Raw genomic sequence first — 17,807 nt, 5'->3', positions numbered from 1 at the left:
CTGTGATCGCAAGATGATTGGCGCGCCGCTGTAATTTGCTAATCAGTGCGCATGACAATCGCCGGCGTTTTCGCCACCCTCTCGCTCATGATGGCGCCCGCAGCCGACCAGCCTACCGTCCGCATTCAGCAAGGCGTCCTGAACGGACGCGCGGATGCCGATGTGGCGGCGTTCAAGAACATTCCCTATGCCGCGCCGCCGACGGCGGAGCGGCGTTGGCGACCGCCCGGTCCCGCGCCGACCTGGCAGGGCCAGCGCGACGCCTCGGCCTACGGTCCGCTGTGCATCCAGGCGCCCCCGAACGGCGACCCCGGCGTCGGTCCCTTGCCGATGAGCGAGGACTGTCTGAACCTGAATGTCTGGCGGCCCATCAGCGCGGCTCAGCCCGCGCCGGTCATGGTCTGGATCCACGGCGGCGGCCTGGTGAACGGGTCGGGAACCGCGCCGCTGTATGACGGAACGAACCTGGCCAAGCGCGGCATGGTCGTGGTGACGCTGAACTATCGACTGGGGCGGCTGGGCTTCTTCGATCATCCGGCGCTGGCGGCCGAGCGGCCGGCAGGCGAGGCGGCTGGCAACTACGGTCTGATGGACGTGACGGCGGCGCTGAAATGGGTGCGCGCCAATATCGCGGCCTTTGGCGGCGACCCCAGGAACGTGACCATCTTCGGCGAATCGGCGGGCGGGGCTATCGTCACGCGGCTGATGATTTCTCCGCCGGCGCGCGGTCTGTTCGATCGGGCGATCGTTCAGTCCGGCCTGGGGCGGGAGTTGCAGACGCCGCTGGACCGTAAGGGCGCCTATGGCGCGCCCTCCGCGCGGGAGCGCGGCGAGGTCTGGGCCTATGGCGCGGGATTGCGAACGGCGGCGGATTTGCGCGCGGCGCCGGCCGATCTGTTCCTGACGCCGCCTCCGGTCTTCGCCAACGGCGACCTGACGCTGATCGACGGGCGGGTCGTGCCGTCCACGGTAGAGGCGGCCTTCAAGGCGGGGCGTCAGGCCCCGGTGCCCTTCATCATCGGCAGCAACAGCGCCGAGTTCTGGTGGATGCGGCCCACGGATCGCAACGGCTATGGTCAGATCGACGACGACATGACTTGGCTCGAGCGCGCCGACGCCGTCCAGGCCTATGGCGGGCTGGAGGCGTTCGACAAGCTGGCGATCACGGATCTGGTGTTCTCCGAGCCGGCCCGGATGCTGGCGCGGCTGCATGCCAAGGCGGGCCATCCGGCCTGGCTCTATCGGTTCGATATCTCGTCGCCGCAGAATCCGGAGCCGCATGGCGGCGCGACCCATGCGATCGAGCGGCCCTATGTGTTCGGCACGTTGAACACCCTGCCGTATCCGGTCGAGGATCGGGACCGGAAGGCGTCGGAGGCCATGATGGGCTACTGGACCGCCTTCGCGCGCTCGGGCGATCCCAACGGCGTCGGGCGGCCGCGCTGGTCTGCGGCTACCCGTGTGGACACCCGGCTGATGAACTTCGGCAATCGGGGACCGGCCGTGACGCCCGTGCCCTTCAGCGCCAGGCTAGACCTGCTGGAACGGTTCCGCGAGCGGCCCAGGCCCTGAGGGCAAGCGTCAGCCGGCCGAGGTCGCGCCCGACTGCTTCTCCTTCAGCGTGACCAGCTCTTCCGCCATGGTCGGGTGGACGGCGCAAGTGGCGTCCCACTGCGCCTTGGTCAAGCCGGCTTTTACCGCGATGGCGGCCAACTGAATCATCTCGGGGCTGTCGGGGCCGACGATATGGACGCCGACCACCCGCTGGCTGTCGGCATCGACCACCAGCTTCATCAGCACCCGCTCATCCGAGCCGGTGAAGGCGTATTTCATCGGCCGGAACCGGGTGACATAGACATCGACGCCGTTGGAGCAGGAGCGACGTGCCTCGGCCTCGCTGAGGCCCACGACCCCGACCGGCGGCTGGCTGAAGACGGCGGTGGCCACGGCCTCGTAGTCGAAGTGCTGGGGATTGTCGCGATAGACCGTCTGATGGAAGGCGACGGCTTCGCGGATGGCGACGGGCGTCAGGTTCATCCGGTCGGTGACGTCGCCGATGGCCCAGATGTTGTCCGCCGTCGTCCTGGAATGGGGATCGACCTTGATGGCGCCGGCCTCATTCAGATCGACCCCTGCGCTCTCCAATCCCAGATCCTTGACGTAAGGGATGCGGCCGGTGGCGAACATGACGACGTCCGTCTCCAGCTTCATGCCGTTTTCGAGGTGGTTGACCAGACCGGTGTCAGTCTTTTCGATCTTCTCGTGCTGGCAGCCCAGAATGACCTTGATGCCGCGCTTTTCGATCTCTCCGGCCAGGTGCGCGCGCACATCGTCGTCGAAGCCGCGCAGGATGTTGGGGCCGCGATAGATCAGGGTTGTCTCCACGCCCAGCCCCGCGAAGATGCCGGCGAACTCCACCGCGATATAGCCGCCGCCTGCGATCAGGATACGCTTGGGCAGTTCCGGAAGGTGGAAGGCTTCTTCGGACGTGATGGCGTGCTCGATCCCCGGCAGTTCGTCCGGCTTCCAGGGGCGGCCGCCCGTGGCGATCAGGATTTTCTCGGCGGTGATTGTGCGATCCTTGCCGACGATCTCGACCGTGTGGGCGTCTTGCAGAACCGCGCGGCCGTGGACCAGTTCGACCCCGGCCTTGCCCAGATTGGCGGCATAAATCCCGGACAGGCGCGCGATCTCGACATCCTTGGCTTCAAGGAAGGTGGGCCAGTCGAACTTCGCATTGTCGAACGACCAGCCGTAGCCCTCGGCGATCTCGAGCGCGTGGCTGACCTCGGACGCCATGACCATGAACTTCTTAGGCACGCAGCCACGGATGACGCAGGTGCCGCCGACCCGATATTCCTCGGCGACCGCGACCTTCTTGCCATCCAGCGCCGTCAGCCGCGCCGCCCGCACCCCGCCCGAACCGGCGCCGATGACGAAAAGGTCGTAGTCGTAGTCGGCCATAGGTCGGATTCCGTTCAGCGGCAGGCATCGGCATTTAAGCCACGCCGCGCGAAATCCAAGAGGCTGTTGGGAAGCTAGAGGAAGACGATGGTGGGTGATGTAGGGTTCGAACCTACGACCCGCTGATTAAGAGTCAGCTGCTCTACCAACTGAGCTAATCACCCGACCGATCGTCTGCGTCTTCGGAGGCGAGGCCTTGCCGAAGGGCGCTCCTACTACCCAGCGGTTCGGGGGTTGGCAAGCGCTTTCGCAAACTTTCTGCGACGGAGTATGGTCCCCGTGGAATCAGTCGCGGCAAGCGGCGGGGGAGCGAGCATCATGGCCTTCTGGAACCGGCGTCGATCGATCGACACCATGATGGCGCCGCACGACGGACCGCGGCTGAAGCCGACGTTGAGCTGGCCACACCTGCTGGCCCTGGGCGTGGGGGCCATCGTCGGCACCGGCATCCTGACGCTGATCGGGGTCGGGGCGGGGTTGGCGGGCCCGGCCGTGTTGATCAGCTTTGGCCTTGCGGGACTGGTCTGCGCCTGCGCGGCTCTTGCCTATGCCGAGCTGTCGACCATGATGCCGACGGCGGGCAGCGCCTACACCTATTCCTACGCCGTGTTGGGCGAGCTGATCGCCTGGGTCGTGGGGTGGAGCCTGATCCTGGAATATTCGCTAGTCGTCAGCGCCGTGGCGGTGGGCTGGTCCGGCTATGCGGTCGGTTTTTTGAGCGGGCTGGGGATCGATCTGCCGACGGCGCTGGTCGCCGGGCCGCATGCGGGGGGCATCATCAACCTGCCGGCCGTGGCCATCATCGGGGTGGTGACGGGCCTGCTTCTGCTGGGCACCAAGGAAAGCGCGACACTGAACGCGGTGCTGGTCCTGATCAAGATCGCGGCGCTGGTGGTGTTCGTGGCCATCGCCCTGCCGGCCTTCAAGCCCGAGCATTTCACGCCCTTCATGCCCAATGGGTTCGGCGCGCCATTCGTCCAGACGGGGGTGATGGCGGCGGCGGCGATCATCTTCTTCGCCTTCTATGGTTTCGACGCCATTTCGACGGCGGCGGAAGAGACCAAGAAGCCCGAGCGTGACCTGGCCATCGGCATCGTCGGCTCCATGCTCATCTGCACGGCGCTGTATCTGGTCGTCGCGGCCGCGGCCATCGGTGCGCGGCCGGTGGCAACCTTCGCCAGCAGTCCCGAGCCGCTGGCCCTGATCCTGCGCCAGATGGGACAGGGGACGGCGGCCCAGTGGATTGCGGCGGCGGCGGTGATCGCGCTTCCGACTGTCCTGCTGGCCTTCCTGTTCGGCCAGAGCCGCATCTTCCTGGGCATGGCGCGCGACGGCCTGTTGCCGCGCCGCCTGGCCAAGGTGTCGAGCCGGGGCGTGCCGGCGGTGGTGACCGTGTTCACCGCCATCGTCGTGGCGATCCTGGCGGGGCTGCTGCCGCTGGACGAACTGGCGTCTCTGGCCAACGCCGGGACGCTGGCGGCCTTCTGCTCGGTCGGGGTTTGCCTGATCGTACTGCGCATCCGCGAGCCGGGTCGCAAGCGGGTGTTCAAGGCGCCGCTGTGGCCGGTGGTTGGAGCGGTCAGCGTGATCGGCTGCCTGGTCTTCTTCCTGAGCCTGAAGCCGGTGACGCAGATCGGCTTCGTGGTCTGGAACGTGGTCGGCGTGGCGATCTATCTGCTGTGGTCCTCGCGGAACTCCCGCCTTGCCAAGGGCGAGGAGACGGCGGCCTGATGGCGTTGCGCGATCTGACGGGCGCCGTCGATTTCGCCGTGCTGAACGGCATGACGGGCGGGGACGACGCCATCAATGAGGAGGTGCTGGGCCTGTTCGTCAATCAGGCCGGCCTGTGGTCCGTCATGCTGGATCCCAAGGTCGAGGGCTGGCGCGACGGGGTCCATACGATCCGAGGCGCGGCGGCGGGCATCGGCGCGCGAGACCTGGCGGCGATCTGCGCCGAGGCGGAAGCGGTGGATCAGAAGCTGGCCGCGCCGGCGGTTGAGCGGGTGCGCGATGCGCTGGCGACGGCCTTGGCTGATGTCGCGGCCTATCGGCACGAAATCATGCTGAGAAGCCTCAAGACCTAGTCGGGCTTGTCGCGTTCAGCTGCGCGTGCGGTCGTAGGTCGCGAACTCGTGGGCGATGCAGCGGTCGATGAGCAGGCGCCAGACGGGTTCGGCGATGTCGGGCGACAGATCGTGGGCCTCGGCCGAGACCAGAACCTTGGCGACCACGTCGTCGATCCGGGCCTGGTCGAAGACGGCGTCGCGGTCGGGTTTGATGCGGGCGGCGGCGTCCATGTAGCGCTGGCGCTCGGCCAGCAGGGCGACCAGGGCGCGGTCCAGGGCGTCGACGCCCTGGCGGACCTCGGCCATCGACTGGCATTCGGCGGGATCGACGCGCGCGTCGACGGCGACTAGGGCAGGCTTTGACATGGCGTCGGGTTAGCGGGTCAGGCCGCCCAAGCCAAGGCCGTCAACCGACGAAGGCCCGCTCCAGCACATAGTCCGCCGGTTCGGCGTTGGAGCCTTCCTTCAGCCCATAGGTCTCCAGCAGTTCGCCGGCTTCCTTGATCATGGCCATGGAGCCGCACAGCATGGCGCGGTCGCGGGCGGGGTTGAAGCCCTCGGGCAGGCCCAGGTCGCGGAAGAAGTCGCCGGACTTGATGCGGTCGGTGATCCGGCCGGGGGTTTGGAAATCCTCACGGGTCACGGTGGGGTAATAGGTCAGCTGGGCCTTGGCCTCGTCGCCGATCAGGGGGTCGTCGTGAATTTCCCGCGTGAAGAAGTCGCGATAGGCCAGGTCGGCGACGCTGCGGACCGTGTGGATCACATAGACATGGCCGAAGCGGGAATAGGTCTCTGGGTCTCGCGCGACGCTGAGCCAGGGCGCAAGACCCGTTCCCGTGCCGATCAGGAACAGGCGCTCGCCGCCGGTCAGGGCGTCCAGGACCAGGGTGCCGGTCGGCTTCTTGCCCATCAGGACGGTGTCGCCGGGCTGGATCTTCTGCAGGCGCGAGGTCAGGGGGCCGTCGGCGACCTTGATGGAGAAGAACTCCAACTCCTCGGCCCAGCAGGGGCTGGCGATGGAATAGGCGCGCAGGACGGGCTTTCCGCCATCTTCGCCCGGCAGGCCGATCATCACGAACTCGCCCGAGCGGAAGCGGAAGTCCTCGGGCCGTTTGACGCCGAAGCTGAACAGGCTGTCGGTCCAGTGGCGCACCCACAGAACCTCCAGCTCGTTAAACGGACTGGCTTTCACGGGGGCGGGGGAGAGGGCGGCGTCTGTCATCGTGCCGTCTCTCTAATCTGAGAACCCCTCGCAGGGAAGGACAAGCCTTTCACCCGGCGACGACATTTCCTCGTGACGGCTTGCAGAAGCACCGCTAGCGTCCCGACCCATGCGCACCCTTCTTCTCGCCTCGACCATCCTCCTGTCCGCCAGTTCGGCCCTTGCGCAGGAGACGCCCTCCAACATCCTGACGCCCGAGCGGGTCTTTTCCAGCCCCAGCCTGAACGGGCCGGTGGCCAAGGGGGTCAGCCTGTCGCCGGACGGCCAGTTGGTCGCCTTCCTGCGCTCGCGCGAGGACAATGTGGATGTGCAGGACCTGTGGGCCGCGCCGACGGGCGAGGGAGAGCCCTACAAGCTGATCGACGCACGGGCGCTGGTGCCCGACGCCGGCGAACTGTCGGAGGCCGAAAAGGCCCGGCGCGAGCGGATGCGGATCAGCGCGCGCGGCGTGGTCGAATATTCGTGGGACCAGCAGGGCCGCTACATCCTGGCGCCGCTGGAAGGCGACATCTTCCTGGCGAACCGGGCGGACGGCAAGGTGCGCCGCCTGACCGAGACGCCGGCTGACGAGATCGACGCCAAGGTGTCGCCGAAGGGCAGCTATGTCTCCTATGTCCGCGATCAGAATCTGGTCGTCTATGATCTGGCGAGCGGCAAGGAGACGCCGATCACCGACGACGGCGCGGGTCTGATCACCTGGGCCACGGCCGAGTTCATCGCCCAGGAGGAGATGGATCGCGACACCGGATACTGGTGGAGCCCCGACGAGCGCTACATCGCCATGACGCGCGTGGACGAAAGCCCGGTCGATATCGTGCCGCGCTTCGAGATCACCGGCGACGGCGCGACGATGGTCGAGCAGCGCTATCCTCGCGCGGGGCGACCCAATGCGGTGGTCGAACTGTACGTGCGCGACCTGCAGGGCGGCGGACGGGTCAAGGTGGACCTGGGATCCAACACCGACATCTATCTGGCGCGGGTGAACTGGTCCGGCGATGGCAAGACCCTGTATGTCCAGCGTCAATCGCGCGACCAGAAGACACTGGACCTGCTGAGCGTCGATCCGACGACCGGCGCGTCACGCGTGATCCTGAGCCAGAAGGCGCAGGCCTGGGTCGATCTGAACGACGACTTCCGCGTCCTGTCTGACGGCCGGTTCATCTGGTCCAATGAGGATTCGGGCTGGCGGCACCTGTATCTGTACGACCGCAACGGGCGTCGCCTGCGGGCCATCACGCGCGGCGATTATCCGGTCAAGCACCTGGACGGCGTCAACGAGCAGACCGGCGACGTCTATTTCACCGCCTCGATGCGCGATGGCAAGGAACTGCCGATCGAGCAGCAGATGTTCCGCGCCAATCTGAACCGCACGGTCGATCCTGTCGCGGTGACGCCGGGCGGCGGCTGGTGGACGGTGTCCGTGAACGCGCCGGCGACGGCCTATGTCGGCAACTATTCGGACCCGGCGACCCCGACGCAGTCGGCGCTATACCGCATTGACGGCACGCGCGTACGCTGGATCGAAGAGAACAAGCTCGACGCCAGCCATCCGTTCGCCCCGTACGTCTCGCGCCTGCGCGCCCCTGAGTTCGGCACGATGCAGAGCCACGGCCAGACCCTGGTCTGGCGCATGACCACGCCGCCCGATTTCGATCTGTCCAAGAAGTATCCGGTGGTGATGCAGGTCTATGGCGGCCCCGGCACCGGGGCGGGCGTGCAGAAGAGCTGGCAGCCCCTGACCAACCAACTGCTGACCGAGGCGGGCTACATCGTTTTCCGCGTCGACAATCGCGGAGAGGGTGATCGGTCGCAGGCGTTCGAGACCAGCATCTATCGCCGTCTGGGCATTCCGGCCGTCGAGGATCAGGCCCAGGCCGCGCAATGGCTGAAGACCCTGCCTTACGTCGATGCCGACCATATCGCGGTGATGGGCTGGAGCTTCGGCGGCTTCCTCAGCCTGCTGACCCTGACCGACAAGGACGCCGGCCTGGCCTCGGCGCTGGCGGGCGCGGCGCCGACGGAATGGAGCCTGTACGACACCCACTATACCGAACGGTATATGTCCACGCCCCAGGCCAATCCGGAAGGCTATGCCGCCACCGACGTCCTGCCGCGACTGGATGACATGACGGGGCGGCTGCTGCTGCTGCACGGCATGGCCGACGACAACGTCATCTTCGGCAATGCGACGCGCGTCATCGACGCCTTGCAGGCCAAGAGCGTGCCGTTCGAGATGATGCTCTATCCCGGCCAGCGGCACGGCGTCCGCGGCGATCCGAGGCAACTGCAACAATGGCGCACCTATCTCGACTTCCTGGACCGCACGATCGGCAAGCGGGCCGAACCCAAGGCCGATTGATTCCGGCGGCTGCGGTCGCGCTGGCCCTTGCGGGCTGCGCGACCGGGCAGGGCGCTTATCCAACTGCATCCGCCGTGGTCGCGGCGGGGCGAGCCAATGACAGCGCCCATTCGGTGCTGGTCTGGACCGCGACATCACCCAGCCGGGGCGTGTCGGCGATTTCCGGCATGCCGATACTGCTGAAGGACAATATCGAGACGGCGGACATGCCGACCACCGCCGGGTCGTTGGCGCTGGCGAACAATGCGCCGGGACGGGACGCGCCGCTGGTCGGGCGACTGCGCGCCGCCGGGGCCGTGATCGTCGGAAAGACCAACCTGTCGGAGTGGGCCAATATCCGCTCGTCGGACTCGATCAGCGGCTGGAGCGCCGTCGGCGGCCAGACGCTGAACCCCTATGATCCCGCGCGCACGCCTTGTGGATCGTCGTCCGGCAGCGGGGCGGCGGTGGCGCTGGGGCTGACGCCCGTCGCCATTGGAACGGAGACGGACGGGTCGATCACCTGCCCGGCGTCGGTCAACGGCGTGGTCGGGTTCAAGCCGACCGTGGGCCTGGTCTCGCGCACCCACATCGTGCCGATCAGCCATTCGCAGGACACCGCCGGGCCGATGGCGACGACCGTCAGGGATGCGGCCAGGGTGCTGACGGTCATCGCCGGGTCCGATCCGGCCGATCCGGCGACGGTCGAGGCCGATGCGCGCAAGGTCGACTACGCCGCCGGGCTGGACGTCAATGCGCTGCGCGGCGCGCGGATCGGGGTGATGCGGTTCCTGAAAGGCTACTCGCCAGAAACCCAGGCGGTGTTCGAGCAGAACCTGAAGGCCCTGCGCGATGCCGGCGCCGTCCTGGTCGATCTGCCCGAGGGACCGGATGGCCGGGTCATAGGCGCGGCCGAGTTCAAGGTGCTGCTCTATGAGCTGAAGCACGATCTGAACGTCTATCTGGCCTCGACCGACCCGCAGCAGGTCCGCACCCGCAACCTGGCCGACGTCATCGCCTTCAACGCCGCCGAACCGCGCGAGACGGTGCTGTTCGGTCAGGACATCTTTGAGCGCGCCCAGGCGATGGGCGATTTGACCGACGCCGACTATCTGGAGGCGCGCGCGAACTCGCTCAGACTTGCGGGGCCGGAGGGCATCGATCGACTGATGAGGGAGAATGGCGTCATCGCCCTGATCGCGCCCACCACGTCGCGCGCCTGGACCAACGATTCCAAGGACGACGACGACATGCAGGGATCGGCCAGCCAGCTGGCCGCCGTCGCCGGCTATCCGCACCTGACCGTGCCGATGGGCTTCGATCGGGGAATGCCGGTGGGAATCAGCTTCCTCGGCGGGAAGTGGGACGATGCGCGCATCCTTTCGCTGGGTTACGCCTTCGAACAGGTGACCCAGGCCAGACGGCCGCCGCCTGGCGTCCGACGCTGACATCCTTTGGGGCGGCCGCTGAGAGTGCGGCATGTGCAGATCTAGCCTCAACGTCATGTCGACGATCGCGGCATGAGCGACCTGATCGGCAATATCGTCGGCTCAGCGGCTGCGATCTGCTCGATCACCAGCTTCGCGCCTCAGGCGGTCAAGATCTGGAAGGAGCGCGACGCGTCGTCGGTCAGCTTGAAGACCTACTCACTGACGGTGACCTGTTTCGTGCTGTGGGTCGTCTATGGCGTCATGACGCAGGCCTGGCCTGTCACGGTCGCCAACGCCTGCGCGCTGGTGATGGCGTCCGGCGTGCTTGTGATGAAGTGGCGGTTCCGCGACGGCGATCCCGACAAATAGCGGTTTGATCCTGATCAAGGCGCGCTGGCGCGATGGGGCGCAGAGCGGGGGCAGAGGAGATTTCCAATGCCGCAATCCGCTGTTCCCTTCGTCGCCGCTATCGTGACGGCGTTTGCCTTCTTCATGGTCGCGCTAGGCGCAGCCAGCCTGTTTTCCAGATCCGCTGACGAGAAGTGACCGAGCTTTCCCCGACGTGATCTTGGCGCCCCCGCCGATGCGGGCTAACCCGTAGTTCACAACGTCCAACAGGGAGACGCCCCCAATGCCCGATCTCGCACAAGTCACCGAACACATCCGCGGCGCCGTCGGCGACAACTCCGGCCTCGGCAAGACCGTCAAGCTCGACCTCGGCGACGAGGGCAAGATCTACATCGATGGCGCCTCCACGCCCAATACGGTCACCAACGAAGACAAGCCAGCCGACGCCACCGTCTCGATGAAGTGGGATGACTTCATGGCCCTGTCGGAAGGCAAGCTGGACCCGATGATGGCCTTCATGCAGGGCAAGCTGAAGATCGCCGGCGACATGATGATCGCCCAGAAACTGGCTCCGCTGCTGAAGCGCTGATGCCGGTCTGAACGACCAGCTATGGCGGCGCGGCTCCCGACCAGGGACCGCGCCGTTTTCGTATCGAGCGTCCGGCAGAGACGCGAACGGGAAAGAGGAAACGACATGGACTTCAAACATTCCGACCGCGCCCTGGATTGGCACGCCCGCGTCCGTCGCTTCCTGGACGAGCAGGTCATCCCGCGCGAAGCCGAATATTTCGCCCAGGTGCGCGAGGATTCGAACCGTCAGCCGCCGGTCATGGAGACGATGAAGGCGGCCGCGAAGGAAGCCGGACTGTGGAATATGTTCCTGCCCGGCGAACACGGGGCGGGTCTGACCAATCTGGAATACGCGCCGCTGGCCGAGATGATGGGGCGGCATCTGTGGTCGGCCGAGGTGTTCAACTGCAACGCCCCCGACACCGGCAATATGGAGGTGCTCCATATGTACGGGAACGCCGAACAGCAGGCGCGCTGGCTGAAGCCCCTGATGGCCGGCGAAATCCGTTCGGCCTTCCTGATGACCGAGCCTGAAGTCGCCTCATCCGACGCCACCAACATCCAGACCCGGATCGAGCGGGACGGCGACCACTATGTCATCAACGGCCGCAAGTGGTGGTCGACCAATATGGGCCATCCGAATTTGGCCGTGACCATCGTCATGGGCAAGACGGATCCGGACGCCGCATCCCACGCCCAGCAGTCGCAGATCATCGTGCCGGCCGACACGCCTGGCTTCCGCGTCGAGCGGATGCTGTCGGTGTTCGGCTATGACGAAAAGCCGATCGGCCACGCCGAGGTCGTGCTGGAAAATGTCCGCGTGCCGGTCGAGAACTTGATCGCCGGCGAGGGCAGGGGCTTCGAGATCGCTCAGGGGCGGCTTGGCCCAGGCCGTATTCACCACTGCATGCGCACGATAGGCGCAGCCGAGCGGGCGCTGGAACTGATGGTGAGGCGGCTGCTGAGCCGGACGGCGTTCAAGAAGCAGTTGGCGGAACACTCGGTCTGGGAACAGCGCGTCGCGGAGGCTCGCACCAACATCGAGATGTGCCGCCTGCTGGTGCTCAAGGCCGCCTGGATGATGGATCAGGCGGGAGCCAAGAACGCGCGTTCCGAGATCGCCCAGATCAAGGTCGCCGCGCCGAAGATGGCTTTGCAGATCATCGACGACGCCATTCAGGCGTTCGGCGGCGCCGGTGTCTCGGGCGACACGCCTTTGGCCGAGCTTTACGCGGGTGTCCGCACCTTGCGCATCGCCGACGGCCCGGACGAAGTCCATAATCGCACCATCGCGCGGTTGGAATACGCCAAACATGGCGGCCGCCCGATGCGCTGATATGTGATCCCGAACGCCAAGTGCTTGGGAACCTTGGCCTTGTTGGTGCGTTTGTTCGGCACTGACAAGGCGCTGGGGCTGGTGTCGGACGGGACAGCTGACATGAATGCGCGCTCCGAGCCCGACCCGCGGGTTGCGTCAGACGTGGCGCGGTTTAAGTCCGTTCGCGCGCGCATGATCGCTCTGGCTGAAGGTTTGTCTGCCGAGGATCTGTCAGCTCAGTCGATGGCGGATTGCAGCCCAGGGAAATGGCATCTGGCGCACACCAGTTGGTTTTTCGAGGCGATGATCCTGTCGTCCGATCCCGGATACCAGCCCGTCGATCCGCGTTTTCAGCAGCTGTTCAACTCCTACTATGAGGCTTTGGGCGAGCGGGTCAGGCGGGACCAGCGCGGGCTGATGACTCGCCCCTCCGTCGATGAGGTCCTGGCCTATCGCCGAGAGATCGACCGCCGCATGGTCGCCTGGCTGGCACAGGGCGAGACCAGCGGCCATCAACGCTATCTGTTCGAGCTGGGCTTGCACCACGACCAGCAGCATCAGGAGCTTTTCCTGATGGATATGTTGAACCTGATGTCGCGCTCTCCGCTCGACCCCGCCGCCTATGAGATTGAGCCCAGAGCCGAGGCGCTTCAAAACACGCGCGTTGGAACGGTGGCGTTCGAAGGCGGTCTGGTGACGATCGGCCACGACCGATCGGGTTTCGCCTTCGACAATGAGGGGCCGTCGCACCGCGTCTGGCTGGAGCCGTTCGCTCTGGCTGCGGATCTGGTGACAAACGGCGACTGGATCGCCTTCATCCAGGATGGCGGCTATTCGCGTTCCGAGCTGTGGCTGTCGGACGGCTGGGCGACGGTCAAGGCTGAGGGCTGGACCGCGCCGCTGTATTGGCGTTTGGCGGATGGCGACTGGACCGTGATGGGTCTGACGGGGCGTAAACCTGTCGATCCTGCTGCGCCGGTTCGCCACATCAGCTTTTATGAGGCCGACGCCTTTGCCCGTTGGGCCGGCAAGCGACTGCCGTCCGAGGCGGAATGGGAACATGCCGCCGCCTCTTCGCCTGATGCGTTCTCGAACCTGGCTGGCGAAGTGTGGCAGTGGACGTCCAGCGCCTATGCGCCCTATCCCGGTTTTCAGCCGACGCCGGGCACCGCCGCCGAATACAACGGCAAGTTCATGGCCAATCAGATGGTGCTGCGAGGCGGATCTTTCGCCACGCCGCCGGGCCATGACCGCATCACCTATCGCAACTTCTTCTATCCGCAACAGAGGTGGGCCTTCATGGGTTTGAGACTGGCTGAAGATCGGACCGTGGCGCGAGACGCCGCAGCGGACGACGCCCAAACCGCCGCCTTTCGAAAGGATATGATCGAAGGGCTGTCGCGTGCGCAAAAGGCCGTGCCGCCGAAGTGGTTCTATGACGCGGACGGGTCGCGTCTGTTCGAAGACATCACCTTGCTGCCCGAATACTATCCGACCCGGCAGGAAATGGCGCTGTTGCGCGATCGCGCGGCGGAACTGACAGCCGACTTCGGCCCCGATGCGGTGCTGGTCGAGTTCGGATCCGGCGCCAGCGAGAAGACGCGGATTCTGTTGGACGCCGCCACCGAGCTCGGCGCCTACGTCCCCCTCGACATCAGCGAGAGCGCCCTGATGGACGCCGCCATTCGCGTCCGCGCTGACTATCCGAAGCTGCGCGTGCAGCCGGTTCTGGGAGATTTCGAGCATTTGGCGCCGCTGCCCGAAGACCTGCCGTCGGGACGGCGAATTGGCTTCTTCCCCGGCTCGACCATCGGCAATCTGCAACCTGACGAGGCCGAAGCATTCCTGGCCGCGGCGCGTCGGATGCTGGGCGAGGGGGCGTTGTTCATTTTGGGCGTCGATCTGGTCAAAGACCCTGCGATCCTGGTCGCCGCCTATGACGACAGCCAGGGCGTGACGGCGGCGTTCAATCGCAATGTTCTGATCCGCGCCAACACCGAGCTGGATGCTGATTTCGACGTGGACGCCTTTGTTCACCGCGCCGTGTGGAACCCGGACGCCTCGCGCATGGAAATGCATCTGCAAGCGATCGCGCCTACGACCGCGCGCATCGGAGATCGGACATTCCGCTTTATGACCGGCGAGACGATCCACACTGAAAGCTCGCGCAAGTTCACGCCTGGATCGATCCAGACCATGGCGGCCGCCGCCGGCTGGACGGTCGTCCGCATCGACACCTCTCCGGCGCCGAGCGTGGCCTTGGCGGTCCTGCGCGCCTGAGCCGAATGGGCGGCTGATCGCGGACAAGAAAAAGGGCGGCGCATCGATCGATGGGCCGCCCTGTTTGTATCGAGTTTCGCCGACTATTGCCCGTCGGCGGCGTCCGCGTCTTTCTTGGTTCCGTGCGACGCTTCTCCACCCTTGCGGCCCGCCTGTGCGGCGAGGCTGCGGTCTTGGGAGAAGCTGCGTTTTTCGCTGGGGACGCTTGCGCCCCCTTTGCGCGCGATTTCGCGCTGACGTTCGGGATCCATGGAGGCGAAACCTCGCTTGGAAACGCCGGAGGGGCGTGTGGGTTGGCTGTCCATCGTGTTCCTTTCAGTGCTGCCGTTGCGCTTGCTGAAGTGAACCCAGTGACTCGGTGACGGTTCCGTCGGGAACTCCGTTTTACTGTCGCGATCCTCAAGGGCTCGTGAGTTTGACTTTACCCAGCACCGTAAGGCCGCGAATCACCTTCGCCGCCACCATCCGGTTCCATCGGCGGAACTTCATCGGGCGTGTCTGAAGGCTGTATTTCCGGCTGCTGCGCCGGCTCAGGCTGGATCTCGGGTTGCGGAGTGGTCGGAGTGGGTTCGATATAGGTCATGAGCGGCTCCTTGTGCGATCAACCAACGCACCCTGATCGCCCGCGTTCAAAAAGGAACCATGGGTCGCAACACCGGTTTGTTCAGCGAACCACGGAGATCGAGATGACCAACACCCCGATAAGCGCGACATCACCCGACGACATCGTCCTGGAGGACGATGATCTGACCCAACGTCTGGACCGACAGGCCGACGCAATTCTTGCCCAAGGCGAGGGCCGCAGCTTTGGCAAGACCACGTCGGTCCGTCAGGCCGTCAGAGAAGATGCGGGCCTGGTGCGTGAGAAGATTTCCGGACGCGTTCATCGCGTGCAGGAAGACATTCAGGACAATCCGATGAAGGCGACGCTCTATGCACTGGGCATCGGCGTCATCATCGGCATGATCCTGCGTCGATAAACCACGCGATCAGCAGGCTCAGGCAGGCCCCGACGGCTCTCGCTGGATCGGGGCCTGTCGCATTGCGGCGTCAGACACGAACGGATTGGTCCGTCGCTCTTCACCAAAGGTGGAGATCGGCCCGTGGCCCGGCACAAAGGTGACGTCGTCGCCCAGCGGCCAAAGGTTTTCGATCACGGAGCGGATCAGTGCGGGCGGATCGCTCATCGGGAAGTCGGTGCGACCGACCGAACCCTTGAACAGAACGTCGCCGACCTGAGCGAATCGCGCCGCGCGATTGAAGAAGATGACGTGCCCGGGCGTATGGCCGGGGCAGTGACGCACCTCCCAGATCGTTTCCCCCAACGATACCGTGTCGCCATCCTCCAGCCAGCGGTCGGGCGTGAAGGGGCGGGCGTCGGGCAGGCCGTACATCCGGCCGCTCTCCACGATTCGGTCGATCCAGAACTGGTCGGCCTTCTGAGGGCCGGTGATCTGGGCGCCGGTCTTCTCCTGCATTTCGGCCGCGCCGCCCGCGTGATCCAGATGGCCGTGGGTGATCCAGATCTGATCCAGCGTCAGGCCGCGTCGCGCAACCTCGCCCAGGACCGCATCGACCGAACCGCCGGGATCGATCACGGCGGCCTTGTTGGTGGCGGTGCACCAGACGGTCGTGCAGTTCTGTTGAAGCGGGGTGACGGGCGTGACGCAGACGCCGATGGGGGAGGCGGGTTGGCTCATTTGGTCAACATAGCCACGCAAAGGCCGCGAAACCACCGGCTCTGACTACGCCCGCGTTGACCTTTCGGGCCCTTCTCGACATAAGGGCGGGCTTCGAGGCGCCGCTCCACACGGGGCGGCCTTCTTGCTTTATCCATTCCGCGCCGGCCGTCTCGATGGCTCATGCGCCCCAGAGCGTCAGAATCCCGACCATGCAAGTCGTCGAAAAGTCGAACGAAGGCCTCAGCCGCGTGATCGCGGTCACCATTCCCGTCGCGGAGCTGAATGAAAAGCTCGAAGCCCGCGTCAAGGAAGTCGCCCCGCAGGTGAAGCTGAAGGGCTTCCGTCCGGGCAAGGTGCCGGTCGCCCACGTCAAGAAGACCTTCGGCCGTGAGTTCATGGGCGAGATCATCAACGCCGAGCTGAACGAAACCAGCCAGAAGGCGCTCGACGAGGCCAAGATCCGTCCCGCCGCGCCGGCCGAGATGAAGCTGACCTCGGACATGGACAAGGTCATCGCCGGTCAGGAAGACCTGGCCTATGAAATGTCGCTGGAAATCATGCCGGACTTCGAGCCGGTCGATCCCAAGACCCTGAAGCTGGAGCGCCCGACCTACGAAGCGTCGGACGCCGATCTGGACGAGGCCCTGACGGAACTGGCCGGTCAGGCCAAGACCTACGAAGACAAGAAGGGCAAGACCGTCAAGGCCGCCGAGGGCGACCAACTGACGATCGACTTCCTGGGCAAGCTGGACGGCGAGCCCTTCGAAGGCGGCGCCGCCGAGGACGCGGACCTGGTGATCGGCTCGGGCCGCTTCATCCCCGGTTTCGAAGAGCAACTGACGGGCGCCAAGGTCGGCGACGAGAAGACCATCGAGGTCACCTTCCCCGAGAACTATCAAGCCGCCCATCTGGCCGGCAAGAAGGCCACCTTCGACATCAAGGTGAAGGCCATCAAGGCGGAAGCCGAATCCAAGATCGACGACGATTTCGCCACGCGCATCGGTCTGGAGTCGCTGGACAAGCTGAAGGAACTGCTGAAGTCCAACCTGGACCAGCAGTACGCCGGCGCGGCCCGTTTCAAGCTGAAGCGCGCCCTGCTGGACCAGCTGGATGAGGCCCACGACTTCCCGCTGCCGCCGAAGATGGTGGCCGCCGAGTTCGACGGCATCTGGCAGCAGGTCGAGGCTGACAAGACCGCTGGTCGTCTGCCGGAAGAAGACGCCTCCAAGTCGGACGAAGATCTGAAGGCTGAATACCGCAAGATCGCCGAACGCCGTGTGCGTCTGGGCCTGGTGCTGGCCGAAATCGGTCGCGCCAACAACGTCCAGGTCACCGACCAGGAACTGAACGCCGCCATCCTGCAGGAAGCCCGCAACTATCCGGGCCAAGAACAGGCCGTCCTGAACTTCTACCGCCAGAACCCCAACGCCGCCGCCCAGATGCGCGCGCCCATCTACGAAGAGAAGGTCGTCGACCTGATCGTGGGCGTCGCCGACGTGACCGACAAGCCGATCACCAAGGCAGAGCTGCTGAAGGAAGATGAGGACGAGGGCTGATTTTCCGCTCGATTACACGACCGTAACTGGCGG

Annotated in this window: 17 protein-coding genes and 1 tRNA gene; 11 read left to right on the top strand and 7 right to left on the bottom strand. The window is 65.5% G+C overall.

Going from position 1 to position 17,807, the window contains the following annotated elements; all coding sequences use genetic code 11:
- The first annotated feature begins 51 nt into the window (after positions 1–51).
- Positions 52–1,572 carry a carboxylesterase/lipase family protein gene (locus tag PFY01_RS11010; protein ID WP_271041299.1) on the top strand — a complete coding sequence of 507 codons (1,521 nt, stop codon included), beginning with the start codon at positions 52–54 and terminating at the stop codon, positions 1,570–1,572.
- Positions 1,573–1,581: 9 nt separating this feature from the next.
- Here PFY01_RS11010 and gor read toward each other — a convergent pair whose 3' ends face one another.
- Complete coding sequence (gor, locus tag PFY01_RS11005) at positions 1,582–2,964, bottom strand: glutathione-disulfide reductase (RefSeq protein WP_271041298.1); 1,383 nt, start codon at positions 2,962–2,964, stop codon at positions 1,582–1,584.
- A gap of 88 nt (positions 2,965–3,052) precedes the next feature.
- Positions 3,053–3,128 (bottom strand) — tRNA-Lys (locus PFY01_RS11000).
- A 154-nt stretch (positions 3,129–3,282) separates the two neighbouring features.
- On the opposite strand from PFY01_RS11000, the gene PFY01_RS10995 reads away from it, so the two are divergent.
- Together PFY01_RS10995 and PFY01_RS10990 are read left to right on the top strand one after the other, a co-directional pair.
- Positions 3,283–4,695: an amino acid permease gene (locus tag PFY01_RS10995; protein WP_271041297.1), complete on the top strand. Its 1,413-nt coding sequence runs from the start codon at positions 3,283–3,285 to the stop codon at positions 4,693–4,695.
- Entirely contained in the window at positions 4,695–5,048 is a 354-nt protein-coding gene (locus PFY01_RS10990) for an Hpt domain-containing protein (RefSeq protein ID WP_271041296.1), read from the top strand. Before PFY01_RS10995 ends, PFY01_RS10990 begins: the two co-directional genes overlap by 1 nt.
- Before the next feature lie 15 nt (positions 5,049–5,063).
- Here the strand turns inward: PFY01_RS10990 and PFY01_RS10985 are convergent, their stop codons facing one another.
- Both PFY01_RS10985 and PFY01_RS10980 read right to left on the bottom strand, forming a co-directional pair.
- Complete coding sequence (locus tag PFY01_RS10985) at positions 5,064–5,396, bottom strand: chorismate mutase (protein ID WP_091747140.1); 333 nt, start codon at positions 5,394–5,396, stop codon at positions 5,064–5,066.
- A gap of 40 nt (positions 5,397–5,436) precedes the next feature.
- Entirely contained in the window at positions 5,437–6,252 is an 816-nt protein-coding gene (locus tag PFY01_RS10980; RefSeq protein WP_271041295.1) for a ferredoxin--NADP reductase, read from the bottom strand.
- 109 nt (positions 6,253–6,361) lie between these two features.
- Here PFY01_RS10980 and PFY01_RS10975 point away from each other — a divergent pair, with 109 nt between their 5' ends.
- The 6 genes from PFY01_RS10975 (at position 6,362) to egtB (ending at position 14,536) form a co-directional block, all read left to right on the top strand.
- Positions 6,362–8,611: a S9 family peptidase gene (locus PFY01_RS10975; RefSeq protein WP_271041294.1), complete on the top strand. Its 2,250-nt coding sequence runs from the start codon at positions 6,362–6,364 to the stop codon at positions 8,609–8,611.
- Complete coding sequence (locus tag PFY01_RS10970) at positions 8,545–10,038, top strand: amidase (protein ID WP_271041293.1); 1,494 nt, start codon at positions 8,545–8,547, stop codon at positions 10,036–10,038. The genes PFY01_RS10975 and PFY01_RS10970 overlap by 67 nt, the downstream gene beginning before the upstream one ends.
- A gap of 72 nt (positions 10,039–10,110) precedes the next feature.
- Complete coding sequence (locus PFY01_RS10965) at positions 10,111–10,389, top strand: SemiSWEET family sugar transporter (protein ID WP_271041292.1); 279 nt, start codon at positions 10,111–10,113, stop codon at positions 10,387–10,389.
- Between the two features lie 262 nt (positions 10,390–10,651).
- Positions 10,652–10,957 carry an SCP2 sterol-binding domain-containing protein gene (locus PFY01_RS10960; RefSeq protein WP_017506191.1) on the top strand — a complete coding sequence of 102 codons (306 nt, stop codon included), beginning with the start codon at positions 10,652–10,654 and terminating at the stop codon, positions 10,955–10,957.
- A 105-nt stretch (positions 10,958–11,062) separates the two neighbouring features.
- The gene (locus PFY01_RS10955; protein WP_271041291.1) at positions 11,063–12,274 is read left to right on the top strand and encodes an acyl-CoA dehydrogenase family protein; all 1,212 of its coding nucleotides are present in this window, start codon (positions 11,063–11,065) and stop codon (positions 12,272–12,274) included.
- Between the two features lie 102 nt (positions 12,275–12,376).
- On the top strand, positions 12,377–14,536 hold the full coding sequence (egtB, locus tag PFY01_RS10950) for an ergothioneine biosynthesis protein EgtB (RefSeq protein WP_271043053.1): 2,160 nt from the start codon (positions 12,377–12,379) through the stop codon (positions 14,534–14,536).
- Positions 14,537–14,619: 83 nt separating this feature from the next.
- On the opposite strand, the gene PFY01_RS10945 is transcribed toward egtB, so the two are convergent.
- Both PFY01_RS10945 and PFY01_RS10940 read right to left on the bottom strand, forming a co-directional pair.
- Positions 14,620–14,841, bottom strand: a complete 222-nt coding sequence (locus PFY01_RS10945; protein WP_039243609.1) for a general stress protein — start codon at positions 14,839–14,841, stop codon at positions 14,620–14,622.
- Between the two features lie 116 nt (positions 14,842–14,957).
- A complete protein-coding gene (locus PFY01_RS10940) occupies positions 14,958–15,119 on the bottom strand; it encodes a hypothetical protein (RefSeq protein ID WP_017506186.1) in 162 nt (53 codons plus the stop codon).
- Positions 15,120–15,222: 103 nt separating this feature from the next.
- Here PFY01_RS10940 and PFY01_RS10935 point away from each other — a divergent pair, with 103 nt between their 5' ends.
- Positions 15,223–15,516 (top strand): hypothetical protein, encoded by a 294-nt coding sequence (locus PFY01_RS10935; RefSeq protein ID WP_052689558.1) that lies wholly within the window; start codon positions 15,223–15,225, stop codon positions 15,514–15,516.
- Positions 15,517–15,534: 18 nt separating this feature from the next.
- On the opposite strand, the gene PFY01_RS10930 is transcribed toward PFY01_RS10935, so the two are convergent.
- Positions 15,535–16,236, bottom strand: coding sequence for an MBL fold metallo-hydrolase (locus tag PFY01_RS10930; RefSeq protein ID WP_271041290.1), 702 nt, complete (start codon positions 16,234–16,236; stop codon positions 15,535–15,537).
- A gap of 191 nt (positions 16,237–16,427) precedes the next feature.
- On the opposite strand from PFY01_RS10930, the gene tig reads away from it, so the two are divergent.
- Positions 16,428–17,774, top strand: coding sequence for a trigger factor (gene tig / locus PFY01_RS10925; protein WP_271041289.1), 1,347 nt, complete (start codon positions 16,428–16,430; stop codon positions 17,772–17,774).
- Positions 17,775–17,807: the final 33 nt, after the last annotated feature.

The organism is Brevundimonas vesicularis, from assembly GCF_027886425.1.
GTDB classification, from domain to species: domain Bacteria; phylum Pseudomonadota; class Alphaproteobacteria; order Caulobacterales; family Caulobacteraceae; genus Brevundimonas; species Brevundimonas vesicularis_C.
The sequence above is the reverse complement of the archived record's forward strand: the minus strand, read 5'-3'. Positions and strand labels throughout refer to the sequence as shown.

Excerpts from the sequence above, each read along its gene's own strand:
- PFY01_RS10935 (WP_052689558.1), top strand. The coding sequence starts at position 15,223 with ATGACCAACACCCCGATAAGCGCGACATCACCCGACGACATCGTCCTG.
- egtB (WP_271043053.1), top strand. The coding sequence starts at position 12,377 with ATGAATGCGCGCTCCGAGCCCGACCCGCGGGTTGCGTCAGACGTGGCG.
- gor (WP_271041298.1), bottom strand. The coding sequence starts at position 2,964 with ATGGCCGACTACGACTACGACCTTTTCGTCATCGGCGCCGGTTCGGGC.
- PFY01_RS10945 (WP_039243609.1), bottom strand. The coding sequence starts at position 14,841 with ATGGACAGCCAACCCACACGCCCCTCCGGCGTTTCCAAGCGAGGTTTC.
- PFY01_RS10975 (WP_271041294.1), top strand. The coding sequence starts at position 6,362 with ATGCGCACCCTTCTTCTCGCCTCGACCATCCTCCTGTCCGCCAGTTCG.
- PFY01_RS10930 (WP_271041290.1), bottom strand. The coding sequence starts at position 16,236 with ATGAGCCAACCCGCCTCCCCCATCGGCGTCTGCGTCACGCCCGTCACC.
- PFY01_RS11010 (WP_271041299.1), top strand. The coding sequence starts at position 52 with ATGACAATCGCCGGCGTTTTCGCCACCCTCTCGCTCATGATGGCGCCC.
- PFY01_RS10995 (WP_271041297.1), top strand. The coding sequence starts at position 3,283 with ATGGCCTTCTGGAACCGGCGTCGATCGATCGACACCATGATGGCGCCG.
- PFY01_RS10955 (WP_271041291.1), top strand. The coding sequence starts at position 11,063 with ATGGACTTCAAACATTCCGACCGCGCCCTGGATTGGCACGCCCGCGTC.
- PFY01_RS10965 (WP_271041292.1), top strand. The coding sequence starts at position 10,111 with ATGAGCGACCTGATCGGCAATATCGTCGGCTCAGCGGCTGCGATCTGC.
- tig (WP_271041289.1), top strand. The coding sequence starts at position 16,428 with ATGCAAGTCGTCGAAAAGTCGAACGAAGGCCTCAGCCGCGTGATCGCG.
- PFY01_RS10960 (WP_017506191.1), top strand. The coding sequence starts at position 10,652 with ATGCCCGATCTCGCACAAGTCACCGAACACATCCGCGGCGCCGTCGGC.
- PFY01_RS10970 (WP_271041293.1), top strand. The coding sequence starts at position 8,545 with ATGGCGCACCTATCTCGACTTCCTGGACCGCACGATCGGCAAGCGGGC.
- PFY01_RS10940 (WP_017506186.1), bottom strand. The coding sequence starts at position 15,119 with ATGACCTATATCGAACCCACTCCGACCACTCCGCAACCCGAGATCCAG.
- PFY01_RS10990 (WP_271041296.1), top strand. The coding sequence starts at position 4,695 with ATGGCGTTGCGCGATCTGACGGGCGCCGTCGATTTCGCCGTGCTGAAC.
- PFY01_RS10980 (WP_271041295.1), bottom strand. The coding sequence starts at position 6,252 with ATGACAGACGCCGCCCTCTCCCCCGCCCCCGTGAAAGCCAGTCCGTTT.
- PFY01_RS10985 (WP_091747140.1), bottom strand. The coding sequence starts at position 5,396 with ATGTCAAAGCCTGCCCTAGTCGCCGTCGACGCGCGCGTCGATCCCGCC.